Annotated in this window: 16 protein-coding genes; 8 read left to right on the top strand and 8 right to left on the bottom strand. The window is 52.6% G+C overall.

Annotation, left to right across the window (positions count from 1 at the left end):
- Positions 1-20: 20 nt before the first annotated feature.
- Positions 21-395 (bottom strand): type II toxin-antitoxin system VapC family toxin, encoded by a 375-nt coding sequence (locus B9P82_RS19750; RefSeq protein ID WP_101700778.1) that lies wholly within the window; start codon positions 393-395, stop codon positions 21-23.
- Complete coding sequence (locus B9P82_RS19755) at positions 395-637, bottom strand: ribbon-helix-helix domain-containing protein (protein WP_016155181.1); 243 nt, start codon at positions 635-637, stop codon at positions 395-397. Before B9P82_RS19755 ends, B9P82_RS19750 begins: the two co-directional genes overlap by 1 nt.
- A gap of 205 nt (positions 638-842) precedes the next feature.
- Between B9P82_RS19755 and B9P82_RS19760 the strand changes: the two genes are divergently transcribed.
- The 3 genes from B9P82_RS19760 to B9P82_RS19770 all read left to right on the top strand — a co-directional run bounded on the left by B9P82_RS19760 (position 843) and on the right by B9P82_RS19770 (position 2,617).
- Entirely contained in the window at positions 843-1,772 is a 930-nt protein-coding gene (locus B9P82_RS19760; protein ID WP_101700779.1) for an alpha/beta hydrolase, read from the top strand.
- An 84-nt stretch (positions 1,773-1,856) separates the two neighbouring features.
- Positions 1,857-2,168, top strand: a complete 312-nt coding sequence (locus B9P82_RS19765) for a type II toxin-antitoxin system HigB family toxin (RefSeq protein ID WP_019077936.1) — start codon at positions 1,857-1,859, stop codon at positions 2,166-2,168.
- A complete protein-coding gene (locus B9P82_RS19770; RefSeq protein ID WP_080859878.1) occupies positions 2,165-2,617 on the top strand; it encodes a helix-turn-helix domain-containing protein in 453 nt (150 codons plus the stop codon). The genes B9P82_RS19765 and B9P82_RS19770 overlap by 4 nt, the downstream gene beginning before the upstream one ends.
- Positions 2,618-2,634: 17 nt before the next feature.
- On the opposite strand, the gene fabY is transcribed toward B9P82_RS19770, so the two are convergent.
- From fabY to B9P82_RS19800, 6 genes are all read right to left on the bottom strand, one after another.
- Complete coding sequence (gene fabY, locus B9P82_RS19775) at positions 2,635-3,576, bottom strand: fatty acid biosynthesis protein FabY (RefSeq protein WP_049282313.1); 942 nt, start codon at positions 3,574-3,576, stop codon at positions 2,635-2,637.
- A 44-nt stretch (positions 3,577-3,620) separates the two neighbouring features.
- The gene (gene dtd / locus B9P82_RS19780) at positions 3,621-4,058 is read right to left on the bottom strand and encodes a D-aminoacyl-tRNA deacylase (RefSeq protein WP_101700781.1); all 438 of its coding nucleotides are present in this window, start codon (positions 4,056-4,058) and stop codon (positions 3,621-3,623) included.
- Entirely contained in the window at positions 4,055-4,927 is an 873-nt protein-coding gene (locus B9P82_RS19785; RefSeq protein WP_019077938.1) for a virulence factor BrkB family protein, read from the bottom strand. The genes dtd and B9P82_RS19785 overlap by 4 nt, the downstream gene beginning before the upstream one ends.
- Positions 4,921-5,520: a glucose-1-phosphatase gene (gene yihX, locus B9P82_RS19790; RefSeq protein WP_016155174.1), complete on the bottom strand. Its 600-nt coding sequence runs from the start codon at positions 5,518-5,520 to the stop codon at positions 4,921-4,923. Before yihX ends, B9P82_RS19785 begins: the two co-directional genes overlap by 7 nt.
- 104 nt (positions 5,521-5,624) lie before the next feature.
- Positions 5,625-6,428, bottom strand: a complete 804-nt coding sequence (locus B9P82_RS19795) for a DeoR/GlpR family DNA-binding transcription regulator (RefSeq protein WP_016155173.1) — start codon at positions 6,426-6,428, stop codon at positions 5,625-5,627.
- 33 nt (positions 6,429-6,461) lie between these two features.
- Positions 6,462-7,358, bottom strand: a complete 897-nt coding sequence (locus B9P82_RS19800; protein WP_019077939.1) for a sugar kinase — start codon at positions 7,356-7,358, stop codon at positions 6,462-6,464.
- A 166-nt stretch (positions 7,359-7,524) separates the two neighbouring features.
- On the opposite strand from B9P82_RS19800, the gene yihU reads away from it, so the two are divergent.
- From yihU to B9P82_RS19825, 5 genes are read left to right on the top strand one after another with little or no spacing between them, the layout of a single operon-like run.
- Positions 7,525-8,415, top strand: a complete 891-nt coding sequence (yihU, locus tag B9P82_RS19805; RefSeq protein WP_101700782.1) for a sulfolactaldehyde 3-reductase — start codon at positions 7,525-7,527, stop codon at positions 8,413-8,415.
- A 19-nt stretch (positions 8,416-8,434) separates the two neighbouring features.
- Positions 8,435-9,310 carry a sulfofructosephosphate aldolase gene (gene yihT, locus B9P82_RS19810; RefSeq protein WP_016155170.1) on the top strand — a complete coding sequence of 292 codons (876 nt, stop codon included), beginning with the start codon at positions 8,435-8,437 and terminating at the stop codon, positions 9,308-9,310.
- Positions 9,311-9,322: 12 nt separating this feature from the next.
- A complete protein-coding gene (gene yihS / locus B9P82_RS19815; protein ID WP_080859875.1) occupies positions 9,323-10,564 on the top strand; it encodes a sulfoquinovose isomerase in 1,242 nt (413 codons plus the stop codon).
- Positions 10,565-10,582: 18 nt separating this feature from the next.
- The gene (locus B9P82_RS19820) at positions 10,583-11,458 is read left to right on the top strand and encodes an aldose-1-epimerase (RefSeq protein WP_101700783.1); all 876 of its coding nucleotides are present in this window, start codon (positions 10,583-10,585) and stop codon (positions 11,456-11,458) included.
- Positions 11,459-11,510: 52 nt separating this feature from the next.
- Positions 11,511-13,547, top strand: coding sequence for an alpha-glucosidase (locus tag B9P82_RS19825; protein WP_101700784.1), 2,037 nt, complete (start codon positions 11,511-11,513; stop codon positions 13,545-13,547).
- Positions 13,548-13,575: the final 28 nt, after the last annotated feature.

Consider the following 13,575-nt stretch of genomic DNA (forward strand, 5'->3'; position numbering starts at 1 on the left):
GGCGGCGCAGGTCGCCCGGGTTATAACGTATACGGTGTGACCACGCCGGATATGCCTGCAAAATCCTTGGTATTACGCGTAACCAGTGTAAGACGATGAATCTGCGCAGTGGCCAAAATGATGGCATCCGGCAATTTCATCCCATATTCCTGCCTGATACTCACGCTTCGTTCAGCAATATCCTGTGAAACACCGATCACATTAAAAGCGCCTAGCGCAACGCGTGTGCGAGATTCCTGATGATATTTTTTTGCGCCCACCATCAACTCCATCCATGTAATGAGGCTGATTGCGTTCTGCGGCGGCCATGTTTCTATCGCTAGTTTTGCTTCACTTCGCCCGCTAAACAGGTCGATGAGGATGTTGGTATCAAAAAGCGCAGATCCTGTGACCATTACCATTCCTCACGGAGTTTACGCTGATAATCAACGCCATCTTCCTCACAACCTTGCCATAGCCCAAGAGCACGTGAAATTGTCGTTTCAGCTTGATCCTGCCTCTCAAGATACTGTTCAACAGCCTCCCGCAAAAGCTCGGCCCGCGGCAGATTACGCTGCACCTTGAGATCATCAAGACGTTTGATCACTTCGTCTGATAAATCGAGTAAAATTCTGCCCATATCCATCCCAGCCATCATACTCACATATACCTCCAGTATATCATTGGCGATTAATTCCCACACAACATACACCCGAGAAAAGCGAGAAAATAGCCTTCACGCGAACGATTTTTACTTTTGCGAGCCGCTTTCCAGAATCGTACACCCCACCACTTTTCCCATTCTCATTCGCGGTTATCCAGGTTATAAAACTGTATATCCATACAGATAAGGAAAATAATAAATGGCACTGGAAATCGGGATTGCACAGTTGGTTGAGGCATTTATCGCGGCGGGACGCCCTTCTTCGCGCGAGCAAAATATTGATGACCGGAGAGCAGGCTACATTGTCAGCACGGTACTGGCAGGAGAAACTGAAACCCGCGTACAGGTTGAAGATATTGAACTCGATGAAATGACATTTCGCGTTGTTTCGCCGCGGGGCGCCACGGGAAATCTACCCTGCGTTATCTATTATCACGGCGGCTGCTTTGTCAGTGGCGGATTCGCGACGCATGATAACCAGCTAAGGCAGCTCGCCTGGTACAGCGGCTGTCGAGTCATTGCGGTGCAGTATCGCCTTGCACCAGAGCATACTTTCCCGGCTGCACATAACGACGCTGAAACGGGAGCCAATATTATCTGGAAGTATGCCCAGAAACTGGGTGTCGACCGCGGCAGGATTACGCTTGCTGGCGACAGTGCGGGCGGGCATCTGGCGCTGATCACTGCACTGCGCCTGAAAGCTGCCAATCAATGGCAACCTGCGCAGCTAATGCTGATTTACCCGATGCTGGACGCGACCGCCAAGTTTGAGAGCTACGACCGAAATGGGCAGGATTACATTATCACACGTGACACGTTGCTTTCGGGTTACGAGATGTATTTGCCGCAAACCGACCTGCGGCATCCCGAAGCCAGCCCTGTCTGGCGTGAAGACTTCAACGGTCTGCCGCCCACGCACATCATTACAGCCGAATTCGACCCACTGCGCGATGAGGGCGAAGCCCTGTATCAACGGTTCCAGGAGCAGGGCGTGGAGTGTACCTGCCAACGCTATCTTGGCGTTATCCACGGATTTTTCCAGCTGGCAGGAGTGAGCCAGGCGGCACGAAATGTTATGCGAGATGTGGCCTGGCGCGTCGTAAATCCTGTATCAGGAAGACATGCTTGATTAATATTTTGCTTTCATCTTGAAAACTTAATTACCTTGCGTTATTTTGTTTTCAGGTTGAAAACCTTGTAATGGAACTACACCATGCATGTTATCAGCCGAAAACCTTTCAACGAGGCAATACTCCGTTTTCCAAACCACATGGCAGCACTCGTTGATTTGCTGAATATTTTAGAGAAAAAAATGTTCCACACTCCTGAAGAGATGAAGCAGTACATACCTTCACTGGATAATTTTAAATACAGAAATAAATGGTGGGTGATTAATGTTTCAGGTAACTGCTTGAGACTTATTGCCTATATTGATTTCAAACTGCAAAAGGTATTTGTGAAGCATATCGTTCACCATGCCGAGTATGACAGACTAACCACATACTATCGGGGTCACAAAGAATGAGAACGCATGAAAGCCATCAGATAGACACAGCCAGTGTAAAATTGATGATCGATACCTTTACCGATGCAGTGAAAAAAATCCCCCTGTTAGGCAAAGAACAAAATGAGGCAGAGTACCGAAAAGCACTCGCTTTGGTGGAGTTTCTGGTTGATCGTAACGACCTGGAAAACCCGTTGTTTGAGCTGCTTTCAGCTCGGATCCGCGACTACGAAAAACATGCGCCTGAGTTCAGTGCCCTCAACCAACAACTGGAACATACTCCTCATGGCGTTGCGTTACTGCGTACGCTCATGGATCAATATGGTCTCAAAGCAGCAGATCTTGCCAACGAACTTGGTTCAAAATCCAATGTCAGCAACATCTTGAATGGTCGCAGAGCACTGACTGTAAGTCATATTAAAATGCTCGCAGAACGCTTTAACCTTCCGGCAGACGCATTCATCGAGTAAAGAGGATCCCCTCTGACCTACTCTTCCTCATTCCCGCCCTCTTCATATGCGCCAAACGGTTTCGCGGGTAGCACAATGTAGGTACCTTCAAACACGACGCCCGGCGTGTCATCGCCAAACACCCCGACCTGCATCTGAACGCGCGCCTTACGGCCTCTTGCCAGACGGTCCAGGTCACCGCTCAGCGAGCCCAGATCGGCAATAGCGGTAGGTTTCCCGGTAATTGGCCTGCTATATCGGATATGCGCGTCGGCGAGGATTATCGTCCCCCCCAGATGACGCTCGCGCAGCATCAGCCAGATAAGCCCCCAGCCCGTTAACGTCGCCAGTGAAAACAGGCTTCCGGCAAACAGCGTATGGTGCGGGTTCTGATTGCCTGTCTCTGGCATCGTAGTAATAAATTTCTGCCCGGTGTACTGCTGAATGCGCACGCCCATTTTCTCACTCAATGGAATATGTTCGTACCAGGCTTGCTGTAGCTGTCCGCACCAGTCCCCGCGATGGAGAATGTCGTCCAGCGTTGCGATGGGTTTAATCATCAAAAAATGGCGCACCGGCGTGGTTTGTGGCGTGGTAATTTCGCCCTGACTCACAAACCCCAGTTTGGCGAAAAATTCAACCGCATCTTCACGGGCGCTACAGGTTACGCGCTTTACCCCTTCCTGACGCGCCACAGACTCCAGGGTCATCGCCATCAGCGTGCCCAACCCTTTCTCCTGCACTGAGGGGTCAACGGCCATAAAGCGTATGGAGGCTTCGTTATCCGCATTGATATACAGACGCCCGACCGCGACCAGATTTCCCTCTTCGTCCATCACCATCTGGTGATGCGCCATCGCGTCCCAGGCATCCCGTTCGGAGCCTTTGGGCTGGTGCAACGGTTTACGCAACATCTCCCAGCGAAACTGGTAGTAACGCTCCAACTCTTCTTCTGTTTGCGGTACTCGAAGGTGATACATAGTCGTATTCTCTCTTGTTGCCCGCGGCCACACCGGTAGCTGGTTCATACTTGTAACCAGAACGTCACGGGGCCATCATTAACCAGTGAAACCTGCATATCCGCAGCGAATCGACCGGTTTGCGTATTCATTTCCTGTTGGCGGCAACGCTCAACAAAGTATTCATACAGCGCTTCTGCCCGCTCGGGCGAAGCGCCTTTCGAAAACCCCGGACGCATGCCACGTTCGGTATCTGCCGCCAGCGTGAACTGTGAAACCACCAGCACACTGCCACCTGATTGCTGCACGTTGAGGTTCATTTTTCCTTCGGCATCGCTAAAGATTCGATAGCCGAGTACGCGCTCGCACAGACGGTTCGCTTTCTGTTCGTCATCATCCCTTTCGACACCTAACAAGACCAAAAGTCCTAGGCCAATTTCACCCGTCACCTCGCCCTCCACGGTGACGCTGGCACGGGTTACGCGCTGAATTAATGCAATCATGGTTGATCTGCTTCTTCTTGTTCTGCGGCTTGTTTAAGTTTGCGGTATTCCCCGAGAGTGACAGTTATTTCCGCGCCTAGCAAGACGATACACCACGTCCAGTATACCCAGACAAATAAAATGGGGATCACCGCCAGGACACCGTAAATGAGCTGATACGACGGGAACATCGTGATGTAGAGCGCAAATCCTTTCTTTCCGGCCTCGAACAACACGGCGGCCACAAAGGCGCCAATAACCGCATCACGATTGGGCACACGCGTAGTCGGTACAATGCTGTAAAGCAGCCAGAACGAGAGCCAGGAAAGCACCAGAGGGAAAATACGCAAGACGTCATCAATCACCGAGTTGAGATCGCTGGCCCAGCGCAATGACAACAAATAAGAGCTGATCGCCAGACTAGCCCCCGCCAGCAGCGGCCCCAGCGTTAAAATCATCCAGTAGACGGCGAAAGAGTAAACTTTGGGACGAGTGCGCTTACTGCGCCAGATAGTATTCAGAGCATTATCAATGGCATACATCAGCAATAACGCCGTGACAATCAGCCCACATGCCCCAACGGCCGTCATTTTGTTCGAGTTGGCGACAAACTGTTCGATATAACGCTGGATGACGTCTCCCGTCGCCGGGATAAAGTTTGCAAAAATAAAATGACGTAGCTGGGCACTGACGTCGGAAAACATCGGAAATGCGGCGAAAAGAGCAAACACAACGGCGATAAGCGGCACTAATGAGAGCAGTGAAACGTAGGCAAGATTCCCTGCCAGCGTCGTCATGTTGTCCTCATCAATCCGCTGCCATAGTAGCTTCAGCCAGGCCCGTACAGGACGCGTATGGTGCCTGGCTTGTTGCTGAACATTTTTTAACATAACAACTTCGCGAAATAGTCAGGAATGGTCGTTTTATCGACGACCTGGATACTGGTAATCCCTAACCGGTTAGCTCCTTCAATATTATCGGCGTTGTCGTCAAAAAAGACCGCATCTTCCGCAGAAAAACCTTCAGACTGCAGGACATGCTGGTAAATCCGCGCTTCCGGTTTTCGCATGCCCAGATCCTGGGAAAGATAAATATGGTCAGCAGCCTGACGAATTTCAGGATATTCATCCGGCCAAAATGTTGTGTGCAGACGGTTAGTATTCGACAAAACGACCACCCGATGCCCCTGCTCACGCAGTTTATGCATGATGTCGATGACTTCAGGGCGCAATGCCACAAAAACGGCCTGCCAGCCGTGAGAGAACTGCTCGTAACTTAGCGGCAGTGCCATGTCATGACATAGCGCCTCGGCAAAGGCTTCATCCGTTATTTCACCTCGCTCATGCTGGTGAAAAGCCTCCCCCATGGTGAAACTTTGCTTCAGCGAGGCCAGCGGTACACGGCTCAGATCGCTCCATGTGCCCAACACGCGGTTGAAGTCGATATCGACAATCACATTACCTAAATCAAAGATATAGAGCATGCCCTTCTCCTTATTCGCCGTGGATGAATAACTGTAGCGGGAAAGGAGAAGTTTGACTATGTGAGAGTGATGGCTTCGAACTTATCGAGCCATCATCTGAGGAATTACACGGCCAAAGCATCATCTTGTGAAGGACTCACCTGCACAATTTCAACCTGTTGTGACTGGAGTAAATTATGCAATGCGGGACCTGGGTATTCATCGGTAAACAGCGCGGTCACCTGAGAGACGTTACCAATTTCTACCGCGGCAGAAGCCGTATATTTCGTATGATCCGCTGCCAGCAGAATGTGTCTTGAGTGCGACATCATCGTTTTCACTACGCTGGCTTCATTGACATCAAACTCCAGCAGCGCGCCATCACTTTCGATCGCGCCAACGCTGGTTACCAGGTAGTCGGCCCTAAAATCAGCGACAAATGCCGAGGCAGAAGGACCAATGATGCCACTGTTGTGCGGGCGTAACGTTCCCCCCGGCACCATGACTTCAAAACGTGGATTGTTATAAAGAATGTGCGCCACGCGCAGACTGTTGGTGATAATGCGCAAATGATTATGGTTTAACAGCGAGCGGGCCACCTGCTCAACGGTGGTGCCAATGGTAATAAACACCGTTGACCCATCGGGAATGTAGTCCGCCACCGCTTCCGCGATGGCTTTTTTCTCCTCCGTCCAGGAGACTTCACGCTGCTCAAACGCCGTATTCACCACGCTGGAGGCTCTGCCCGCGCCACCATGATGACGCGTAATTAATCCCTGCTCGCTGAGTTTACGAATATCACGACGCACGGTCTGCGTGGACACGTCCAGCAGGCTGGCCAGCTCGTCGATATTCATATAACCGCGCTCGCTAATCAGCATAAGCAGTTGATCGTGTCGCGGGTTACCGGTCAGTTCGGTAAGACTCATGAAATTTCCTCGAAAAACCATTGCCCTGGCATTTTATACAAAAAGTGACAGAAAAGATCGGGTTTGATCACAGTCAGGGATTCCGGCCCTTCCTCCCGGACGCGTACATTTTAGCGCAGCAACCCCGCTGGCGAACCTGACGGCCTCTTCCGGGAGGTCGCCACCGGCCAGGCTAAACGCGAGCGCACCATGGAAAACATCCCCCGCCCCCGTAGTGTCAACAACGTCGACTTTAAATCCAGATTGATGCTGCAACGTATTATTTTTTATCCAGTCGCAGCCTGCACTGCCCCGCGTTACATATACGTGACCATTTGTGAGCGTTTGTGCTTGTTTCAGTCCGGCTTCAGGATCGTTTATCCCGGTTAAACGCGCCAGACCGGGTTCAGAAAACGCAGCATGATCGCTTAATGCCACCAACTCGCGGATATCTTGTGGCGTTACGTCACCATCCAGTACCGTCATCACTCCCGCCCGACGTGCCAATGTGAACGCCTGCCTGGCCCCTTCGTGCCAGCGAACATCCGCCAACACCACATCCCACTGGGTAAAATCGATCTCATTGAGCCAGTCAGCATCATGCAGTAAATCCGGGCTGGGATAGTTAACGATAATCCGTTCCCCTTGCGCATCAACCATAATTGCCGATTGTGAAGACTTCGCCCCCGCGTAGCGCCGGGAATAGCGGGTATTTACCCCCAGGGACTCCAGCTCCGCCAGCAAGCTATTTCCGGTGTCGTCATCGCCCACACGGCCAATAAAGTCCACCTTAGCGCCCAGCTTCGCTGCAGCCACTGCGGCCGTTGCAGCAGGCCCGCCGCCCACTTCCGTATAACGCTTCGCCACATACTTACCTCCTTCAGTCGGTAAACCTTCCACGTAATAGATGCGATCCATCACGGCAATACCTACACAAGCAATACGAATCATGGTCGTTCCTTAGGCGTTTCAAGATGGGATCATTTTAATTTCACAAAATGTTTAAAAAGTGACGACTGTCAATTTTTTGACCATAAATTACAAATACGATCAAAAACAGACAGAAACAAACGACCTTAAATGACAAAAAATGACATCCACGTCTCAGGAGAACGTTATGGCAGTTATAGCATTTATCGGATTAGGTCAGATGGGTTCACCCATGGCGAGCAACTTGCTGAAGCAGGGTCATCAACTCAGCGTCTTTGACGTTAACCCGGATGCCGTTCAGCGCCTGGTGGAAAAAGGAGCACAGCCTGCCAGTAGCCCGGCTCAGGCAGCACAAGGTGCAGAATTTGTCATCACCATGCTGCCAAACGGCGATCTGGTGCGCAGCGTATTGTTCGGCGAGCAGGGTATTTGCGAAAGCCTCTCCCAGCAGGCGTTAGTAATTGATATGTCGACTATTCACCCACTGCAAACCGATAAACTCATCGCCGATATGCGTGCCCAAGGCTTCGATATGATGGATTGCCCGGTTGGACGCACCTCCGATCACGCCATAGCGGGAACGCTGTTGCTGCTGGCAGGTGGAACGGCACAGCAGGTAGAACGCGCCACACCGGTTCTGATGGCGATGGGTAATGAATTGATCAATGCAGGTGGTCCCGGCATGGGGATCCGCGTGAAGCTCATCAACAACTACATGAGTATCGCGCTAAACGCCCTCTCTGCCGAAGCCGCCGTGTTGTGCGAGGCACTTGGTCTCTCCTTCGATGTGGCTTTGCAAGTCATGAGCGGCACCCCCGCCGGAAAAGGCCACTTTACTACCTCCTGGCCGAACAAAGTGCTGAAAGGCGATCTTTCCCCGGCTTTCATGATCGATTTAGCTCACAAGGATCTTGGCATCGCCCTGGACGTTGCCAACCAATTGCACGTGCCGATGCCGCTCGGCGCCGCTTCCCGCGAAGTCTATAACCAGGCACGGGCCGCTGGCCGTGGCCGGGAAGACTGGACCGCAATACTCGAGCAGGTTCGGACATCTGCCGGACTGAATTCCCAACTTTGATAAGTAAAAGGACTGAACAATGACCAAGTACACCCTGAAAGATATCACCCGAGCTTCCGGCGGGTTTGCCATGCTGGCGGTCGATCAGCGCGAAGCCATGCGCTTAATGTTTGCCGCCGCGGGTGCAAAATCCCCGGTCAATGACAGCGTGCTGACCGATTTCAAAGTCAATGCGGCGAAGATCCTTTCCCCCTATGCCTCCGCCATTCTGGTCGATCAGCAGTTCTGCTACCGCCAGGTTGTAGAGCAAAACGCGGTCGCCAAAAACTGCGCCATGATTGTGGCCGCTGATGAGTTCATTCCGGGTAACGGTATTCCGGTCGATAGCGTGGTGATTGATAAAAAAATCGACCCGCAGACCGTGAAGCAAGATGGTGCCAAGGCCCTCAAACTGCTGGTGCTGTGGCGTAGCGATGAAGATGCCCAACAACGTCTTGATATGGTGGGAGAATTCAATGAACTGTGCCATTCCAATGGCCTGCTGAGCATCATCGAGCCGGTTGTTCGCCCGCCACGTCGTGGCGATAAGTTCGATCGTGAACAGGCCATTATCGATGCCGCGAAAGAACTGGGTGATAGCGGTGCCGATCTCTACAAGGTCGAAATGCCTCTGTACGGCAAAGGAACCCAACAAGAGCTGCTTAGCGCCTCTCAGCGCCTGAATGAAAACATCAACATGCCGTGGGTCATTCTCTCCTCCGGTGTGGATGAAAAACTGTTCCCACGCGCGGTCAGCGTAGCAATGACCGCTGGCGCATCCGGCTTCCTGGCCGGACGTGCGGTCTGGTCATCCGTGGTTGGCCTGCCGGATACCGAACTGATGCTGCGTGATGTTTCCGCACCTAAGTTGCAGCGTCTGGGCGATATCGTCGATGAAATGATGGCCCGGCGCTAAGAGGATCTCAGAATGAAATGGTTTAACACCCTAAGCCACAACCGCTGGCTGGAGCAGGAAACAGACCGCATCTTTAACTTTGGTAAGAACGCTGCGGTACCTACCGGATTTGGCTGGCTGGGAAACAGTGGTCAGGTCAGAGCAGATATGGGGACACATCTGTGGATCACCGCCCGCATGCTGCACGTCTACTCCGTTGCCGCGTCGATGGGTCGGCCTGGCGCATACCAACTCGTCGATCACGGCATTAAAGCGCTGAACGGTGCGCTACGCGACACACGCTTCGGCGGTTGGTACGCCTGCGTAAATGACGAAGGCGTGATGGACGCCTCCAAGCAGGGTTATCAGCATTTCTTCGTCTTGCTCGGCGCGGCAAGCGCGGTCACTACCGGTCATCCACAGGCCAGACAATTGTTGGATGATGCCATCGAGGTGATTGAAAAGTACTTCTGGAGCGAAGACGAGCAGATGTGCCTGGAGTCCTGGGACGAAGCCTTCAGCCAGACGGAAGATTACCGTGGCGGTAACGCCAACATGCACGCGGTCGAGGCTTTCCTGATCGTTTATGACGTTACCCATGACCGTAAATGGCTCGATCGCGCACTGCGAATTGCTTCGGTGATTATTCACGACGTGGCCCGCAGCGGGGAGTATCGCGTCAACGAGCACTTCGATTCACAGTGGAACCCAATCCGCGATTACAACAAGGATAACCCTGCTCACCGTTTCCGCGCATACGGCGGCACGCCGGGCCACTGGATCGAATGGGGCCGTCTGATGCTGCATCTGCATGCCGCGTTGGAAGCCCGCTTCGAAACGCCTCCCGCCTGGCTGCTGGAAGATGCCAAAGGCTTGTTCCACGCCACCATCCGTGATGCCTGGGCACCGGACGGTGCGGATGGTTTTGTCTATTCGGTGGACTGGGACGGTAAACCAATCGTTCGCGAAAGAGTGCGTTGGCCGATAGTCGAAGCCATGGGTACCGCCTATGCCTTGTATACCCTCACCGGCGACAGCCAGTACGAAGCCTGGTACCAGAAGTGGTGGGATTACTGCATCACCTATCTGATGGACTACGAGACCGGTTCATGGTGGCAGGAGTTGGACACCGATAACAAAGTGACCACCAAAGTCTGGGACGGTAAGCAGGACATTTATCACCTGCTGCACTGCCTGGTAATCCCGCGTCTACCGCTGGCTCCGGGCCTTGCTCCGGCGGTTGCTGCCGGTCTTCTGGATATCAACGCCAAATAAGTCACAAGGATAGCAGCCATGCATAGTGGTGGAAAAACCATTCATCTTCAGGCCGGACACTACGAGGCGAAAATCGTCACGGTTGGCGCTGGGCTGGCAGAATTGATGCATCGTGGGCGTCACATCGTTATTCCACATAAGCCGAAAGAGATGCCGCAGGCGCATTTAGGAAAAGTGTTAGTCCCATGGCCAAACCGCGTTGCAGACGGCAGCTATCAACATAACGGCAAGACCTTCCAGCTTGCCGTTAACGACCCTATTTCGCATACCGCCATTCACGGGCTGTTGGCCTGGCGGGACTGGCAGATTAACCAGCAGTCGGCATCGGAAGTGTCGCTGATGATTTTTCTGCCGCCCTCTTATGGTTATCCCTTTTCATTACTGGTTGAAACAACATATCGCCTTGATGCAATAAGCGGTCTGCACATTTTTATTACTACGCTGAATATTGGTGATGAATCAGCGCCTTATGGTTCTGGCGCTCATCCCTATTTGACCTGTGGTCTTGAGAAGATAGATAGCTGTACGCTCACTCTTCCGACAGATGAGGTCTTTGACATTGATACCCTGGAAACGCATCGCGTTGAGAATACCGCGCTGAATTTCACCACGCCGCGCCCTGTCGCTGCAACGCAGATCGATCACACCTTTAAAACCCCTGTGTCCGGGCGTGAATGGGAAGTCAGCATGTTCAGTGCAACGAAAAATATGACGACGTACTTACGTTGCGACCAGCCGTGGCTACAGATTTACAGCGGCGAGAAATTACACCGTCTGGGGATTGCCGTAGAACCCATGACCTGCCCGCCAGATGCCTTTAATTCAGGCATCAGTCTTATCTCTCTGGCACCCGGCGAGATGCATCGGATGCATTTTTTAATCGGTGCCGAATAACCTTATCCCAAAACAAAAATTACCGAATTACCCTATTTTTACGGAGACGATAATGAATTCGCTACAACAACGGTCAACCGCTTTAGAACTAACGACGTTACAGAATGGCTTTACGCTGACATACCACCAGCGCCTGATTTTACGTCACAGCACAGAAACACCTTGCCTGTGGATCGGCGCTGGCGTTGCCGATATTGATATGTTCCGCGGCAACTTCAGCATTAAAGACAAACTCAATGAGAAGATTGCCCTGACCGACGCCACGGTCAGCGAGTCGCCTGACGGCTGGCAGGTGCATTTCAGTCGCGGTAACACCATCAACGCCACGCTGCACATCTCCACCGATGAACAGGGTCGCCTGAAGCTGGATCTGCACAACGATGACCTCAGCCATAACCGCATCTGGCTGCGTCTGGCTGCCAACCCGGACGATCATATTTACGGCTGCGGTGAACAGTTCTCTTATTTCGACTTACGCGGTAAACCGTTCCCACTGTGGACCAGCGAACAGGGCGTGGGCCGTAACAAAAATAGCTATGTCACCTGGCAGGCAGACTGCAAAGAAAATGCTGGTGGTGACTACTACTGGACCTTTTTCCCGCAGCCGACCTTCGTCAGCACGCAGAAGTACTACTGCCACGTTGATAACAGCTGCTATATGAATTTCGACTTCAGCGCGCCGGAGTATCACGAACTGGCATTGTGGGAGGACAAAACCACCCTACGATTTGAATGCGCTGACACCTACATCTCTTTACTGGAAAAACTGACCGCGCTGTTAGGACGCCAGCCGGAGCTGCCGGACTGGATCTACGATGGCGTCACGCTCGGTATTCAAGGCGGTACTGAGGTTTGCCAGAACAAACTGGACACCATGCGTAACGCAGGCGTGAAAGTAAACGGCATCTGGGCGCAGGACTGGTCCGGGATCCGCATGACCTCCTTTGGCAAACGCGTGATGTGGAACTGGAAGTGGAACAGCGACAACTATCCTCAGTTGGATAGCCGTATTAAGCAGTGGAAAGAAGAAGGCGTGCAATTCCTCTCCTACATCAACCCGTACGTCGCCAGCGATAAAGATCTCTGCGCTGAAGCGGCTGCGCACGGTTATCTGGCGAAAGATGCCTCTGGCGCTGACTATCTGGTTGAGTTTGGCGAGTTTTATGGCGGCGTGGTGGACCTGACCAACCCTGAAGCCTACGCCTGGTTCAAAGAAGTCATCAAAAAGAACATGATTGAGCTGGGATGCGGCGGTTGGATGGCCGACTTTGGCGAATACCTGCCAACAGACACTTACCTGCACAATGGCATTAGCGCTGAAATTATGCATAACGCCTGGCCTGCGCTGTGGGCGAAATGTAACTACGAAGCGTTACAGGAGACTGGCAAGCTCGGCGAGATTCTGTTCTTTATGCGTGCGGGTTACACCGGCAGCCAGAAATACTCCACCATGATGTGGGCAGGCGATCAGAACGTTGACTGGAGCCTTGACGACGGTCTGGCTTCCGTCGTTCCTGCAGCGCTGTCACTGGCGATGAGCGGTCATGGTCTGCACCACAGCGATATCGGCGGCTACACCACCCTATTTGAAATGAAACGCAGCAAAGAGCTGCTGCTGCGCTGGTGTGACTTTAGCGCCTTCACGCCGATGATGCGCACCCACGAAGGTAACCGCCCTGGCGATAACTGGCAGTTTGATGGCGATGCTGACACCATCGCCCACTTTGCTCGTATGACCACCGTCTTTACCACCCTTAAACCGTATCTGAAACAGGCAGTCGCACAAAACAGCGCTACCGGTCTGCCGGTGATGCGTCCGCTATTCCTACATTACGAAGACGATGCGCGGACCTACACCCTGAAATATCAGTACCTGCTGGGACAGGATGTGCTGGTTGCGCCGGTTCACGAACAAGGCCAGCAAAACTGGACTCTGTATCTGCCGGAGGATAGCTGGGTCAACATCTGGACCGGGGAAACTTACCAGGGCGGTGAAATTACCGTGGATGCGCCTATTGGCAAGCCTCCGGTGTTTTATCGCGCGAAGAGTGAATGGGCGTCACTGTTTGCCACTTTACGCAACATCTAATGCGGCTCGCCCGTGGGGAAACTCGCGG

It is taken from the genome of Citrobacter sp. L55 (assembly GCF_002850715.1).
GTDB lineage: Bacteria > Pseudomonadota > Gammaproteobacteria > Enterobacterales > Enterobacteriaceae > Citrobacter > Citrobacter braakii.

What these genes read in the sequence shown, in the direction of transcription:
- B9P82_RS19750 (WP_101700778.1), bottom strand. Translation starts at nt 395, where the DNA reads ATGGTCACAGGATCTGCGCTTTTTGATACCAACATCCTCATCGACCTG.
- B9P82_RS19755 (WP_016155181.1), bottom strand. Translation starts at nt 637, where the DNA reads ATGATGGCTGGGATGGATATGGGCAGAATTTTACTCGATTTATCAGAC.
- B9P82_RS19760 (WP_101700779.1), top strand. Translation starts at nt 843, where the DNA reads ATGGCACTGGAAATCGGGATTGCACAGTTGGTTGAGGCATTTATCGCG.
- B9P82_RS19765 (WP_019077936.1), top strand. Translation starts at nt 1,857, where the DNA reads ATGCATGTTATCAGCCGAAAACCTTTCAACGAGGCAATACTCCGTTTT.
- B9P82_RS19770 (WP_080859878.1), top strand. Translation starts at nt 2,165, where the DNA reads ATGAGAACGCATGAAAGCCATCAGATAGACACAGCCAGTGTAAAATTG.
- fabY (WP_049282313.1), bottom strand. Translation starts at nt 3,576, where the DNA reads ATGTATCACCTTCGAGTACCGCAAACAGAAGAAGAGTTGGAGCGTTAC.
- dtd (WP_101700781.1), bottom strand. Translation starts at nt 4,058, where the DNA reads ATGATTGCATTAATTCAGCGCGTAACCCGTGCCAGCGTCACCGTGGAG.
- B9P82_RS19785 (WP_019077938.1), bottom strand. Translation starts at nt 4,927, where the DNA reads ATGTTAAAAAATGTTCAGCAACAAGCCAGGCACCATACGCGTCCTGTA.
- yihX (WP_016155174.1), bottom strand. Translation starts at nt 5,520, where the DNA reads ATGCTCTATATCTTTGATTTAGGTAATGTGATTGTCGATATCGACTTC.
- B9P82_RS19795 (WP_016155173.1), bottom strand. Translation starts at nt 6,428, where the DNA reads ATGAGTCTTACCGAACTGACCGGTAACCCGCGACACGATCAACTGCTT.
- B9P82_RS19800 (WP_019077939.1), bottom strand. Translation starts at nt 7,358, where the DNA reads ATGATTCGTATTGCTTGTGTAGGTATTGCCGTGATGGATCGCATCTAT.
- yihU (WP_101700782.1), top strand. Translation starts at nt 7,525, where the DNA reads ATGGCAGTTATAGCATTTATCGGATTAGGTCAGATGGGTTCACCCATG.
- yihT (WP_016155170.1), top strand. Translation starts at nt 8,435, where the DNA reads ATGACCAAGTACACCCTGAAAGATATCACCCGAGCTTCCGGCGGGTTT.
- yihS (WP_080859875.1), top strand. Translation starts at nt 9,323, where the DNA reads ATGAAATGGTTTAACACCCTAAGCCACAACCGCTGGCTGGAGCAGGAA.
- B9P82_RS19820 (WP_101700783.1), top strand. Translation starts at nt 10,583, where the DNA reads ATGCATAGTGGTGGAAAAACCATTCATCTTCAGGCCGGACACTACGAG.
- B9P82_RS19825 (WP_101700784.1), top strand. Translation starts at nt 11,511, where the DNA reads ATGAATTCGCTACAACAACGGTCAACCGCTTTAGAACTAACGACGTTA.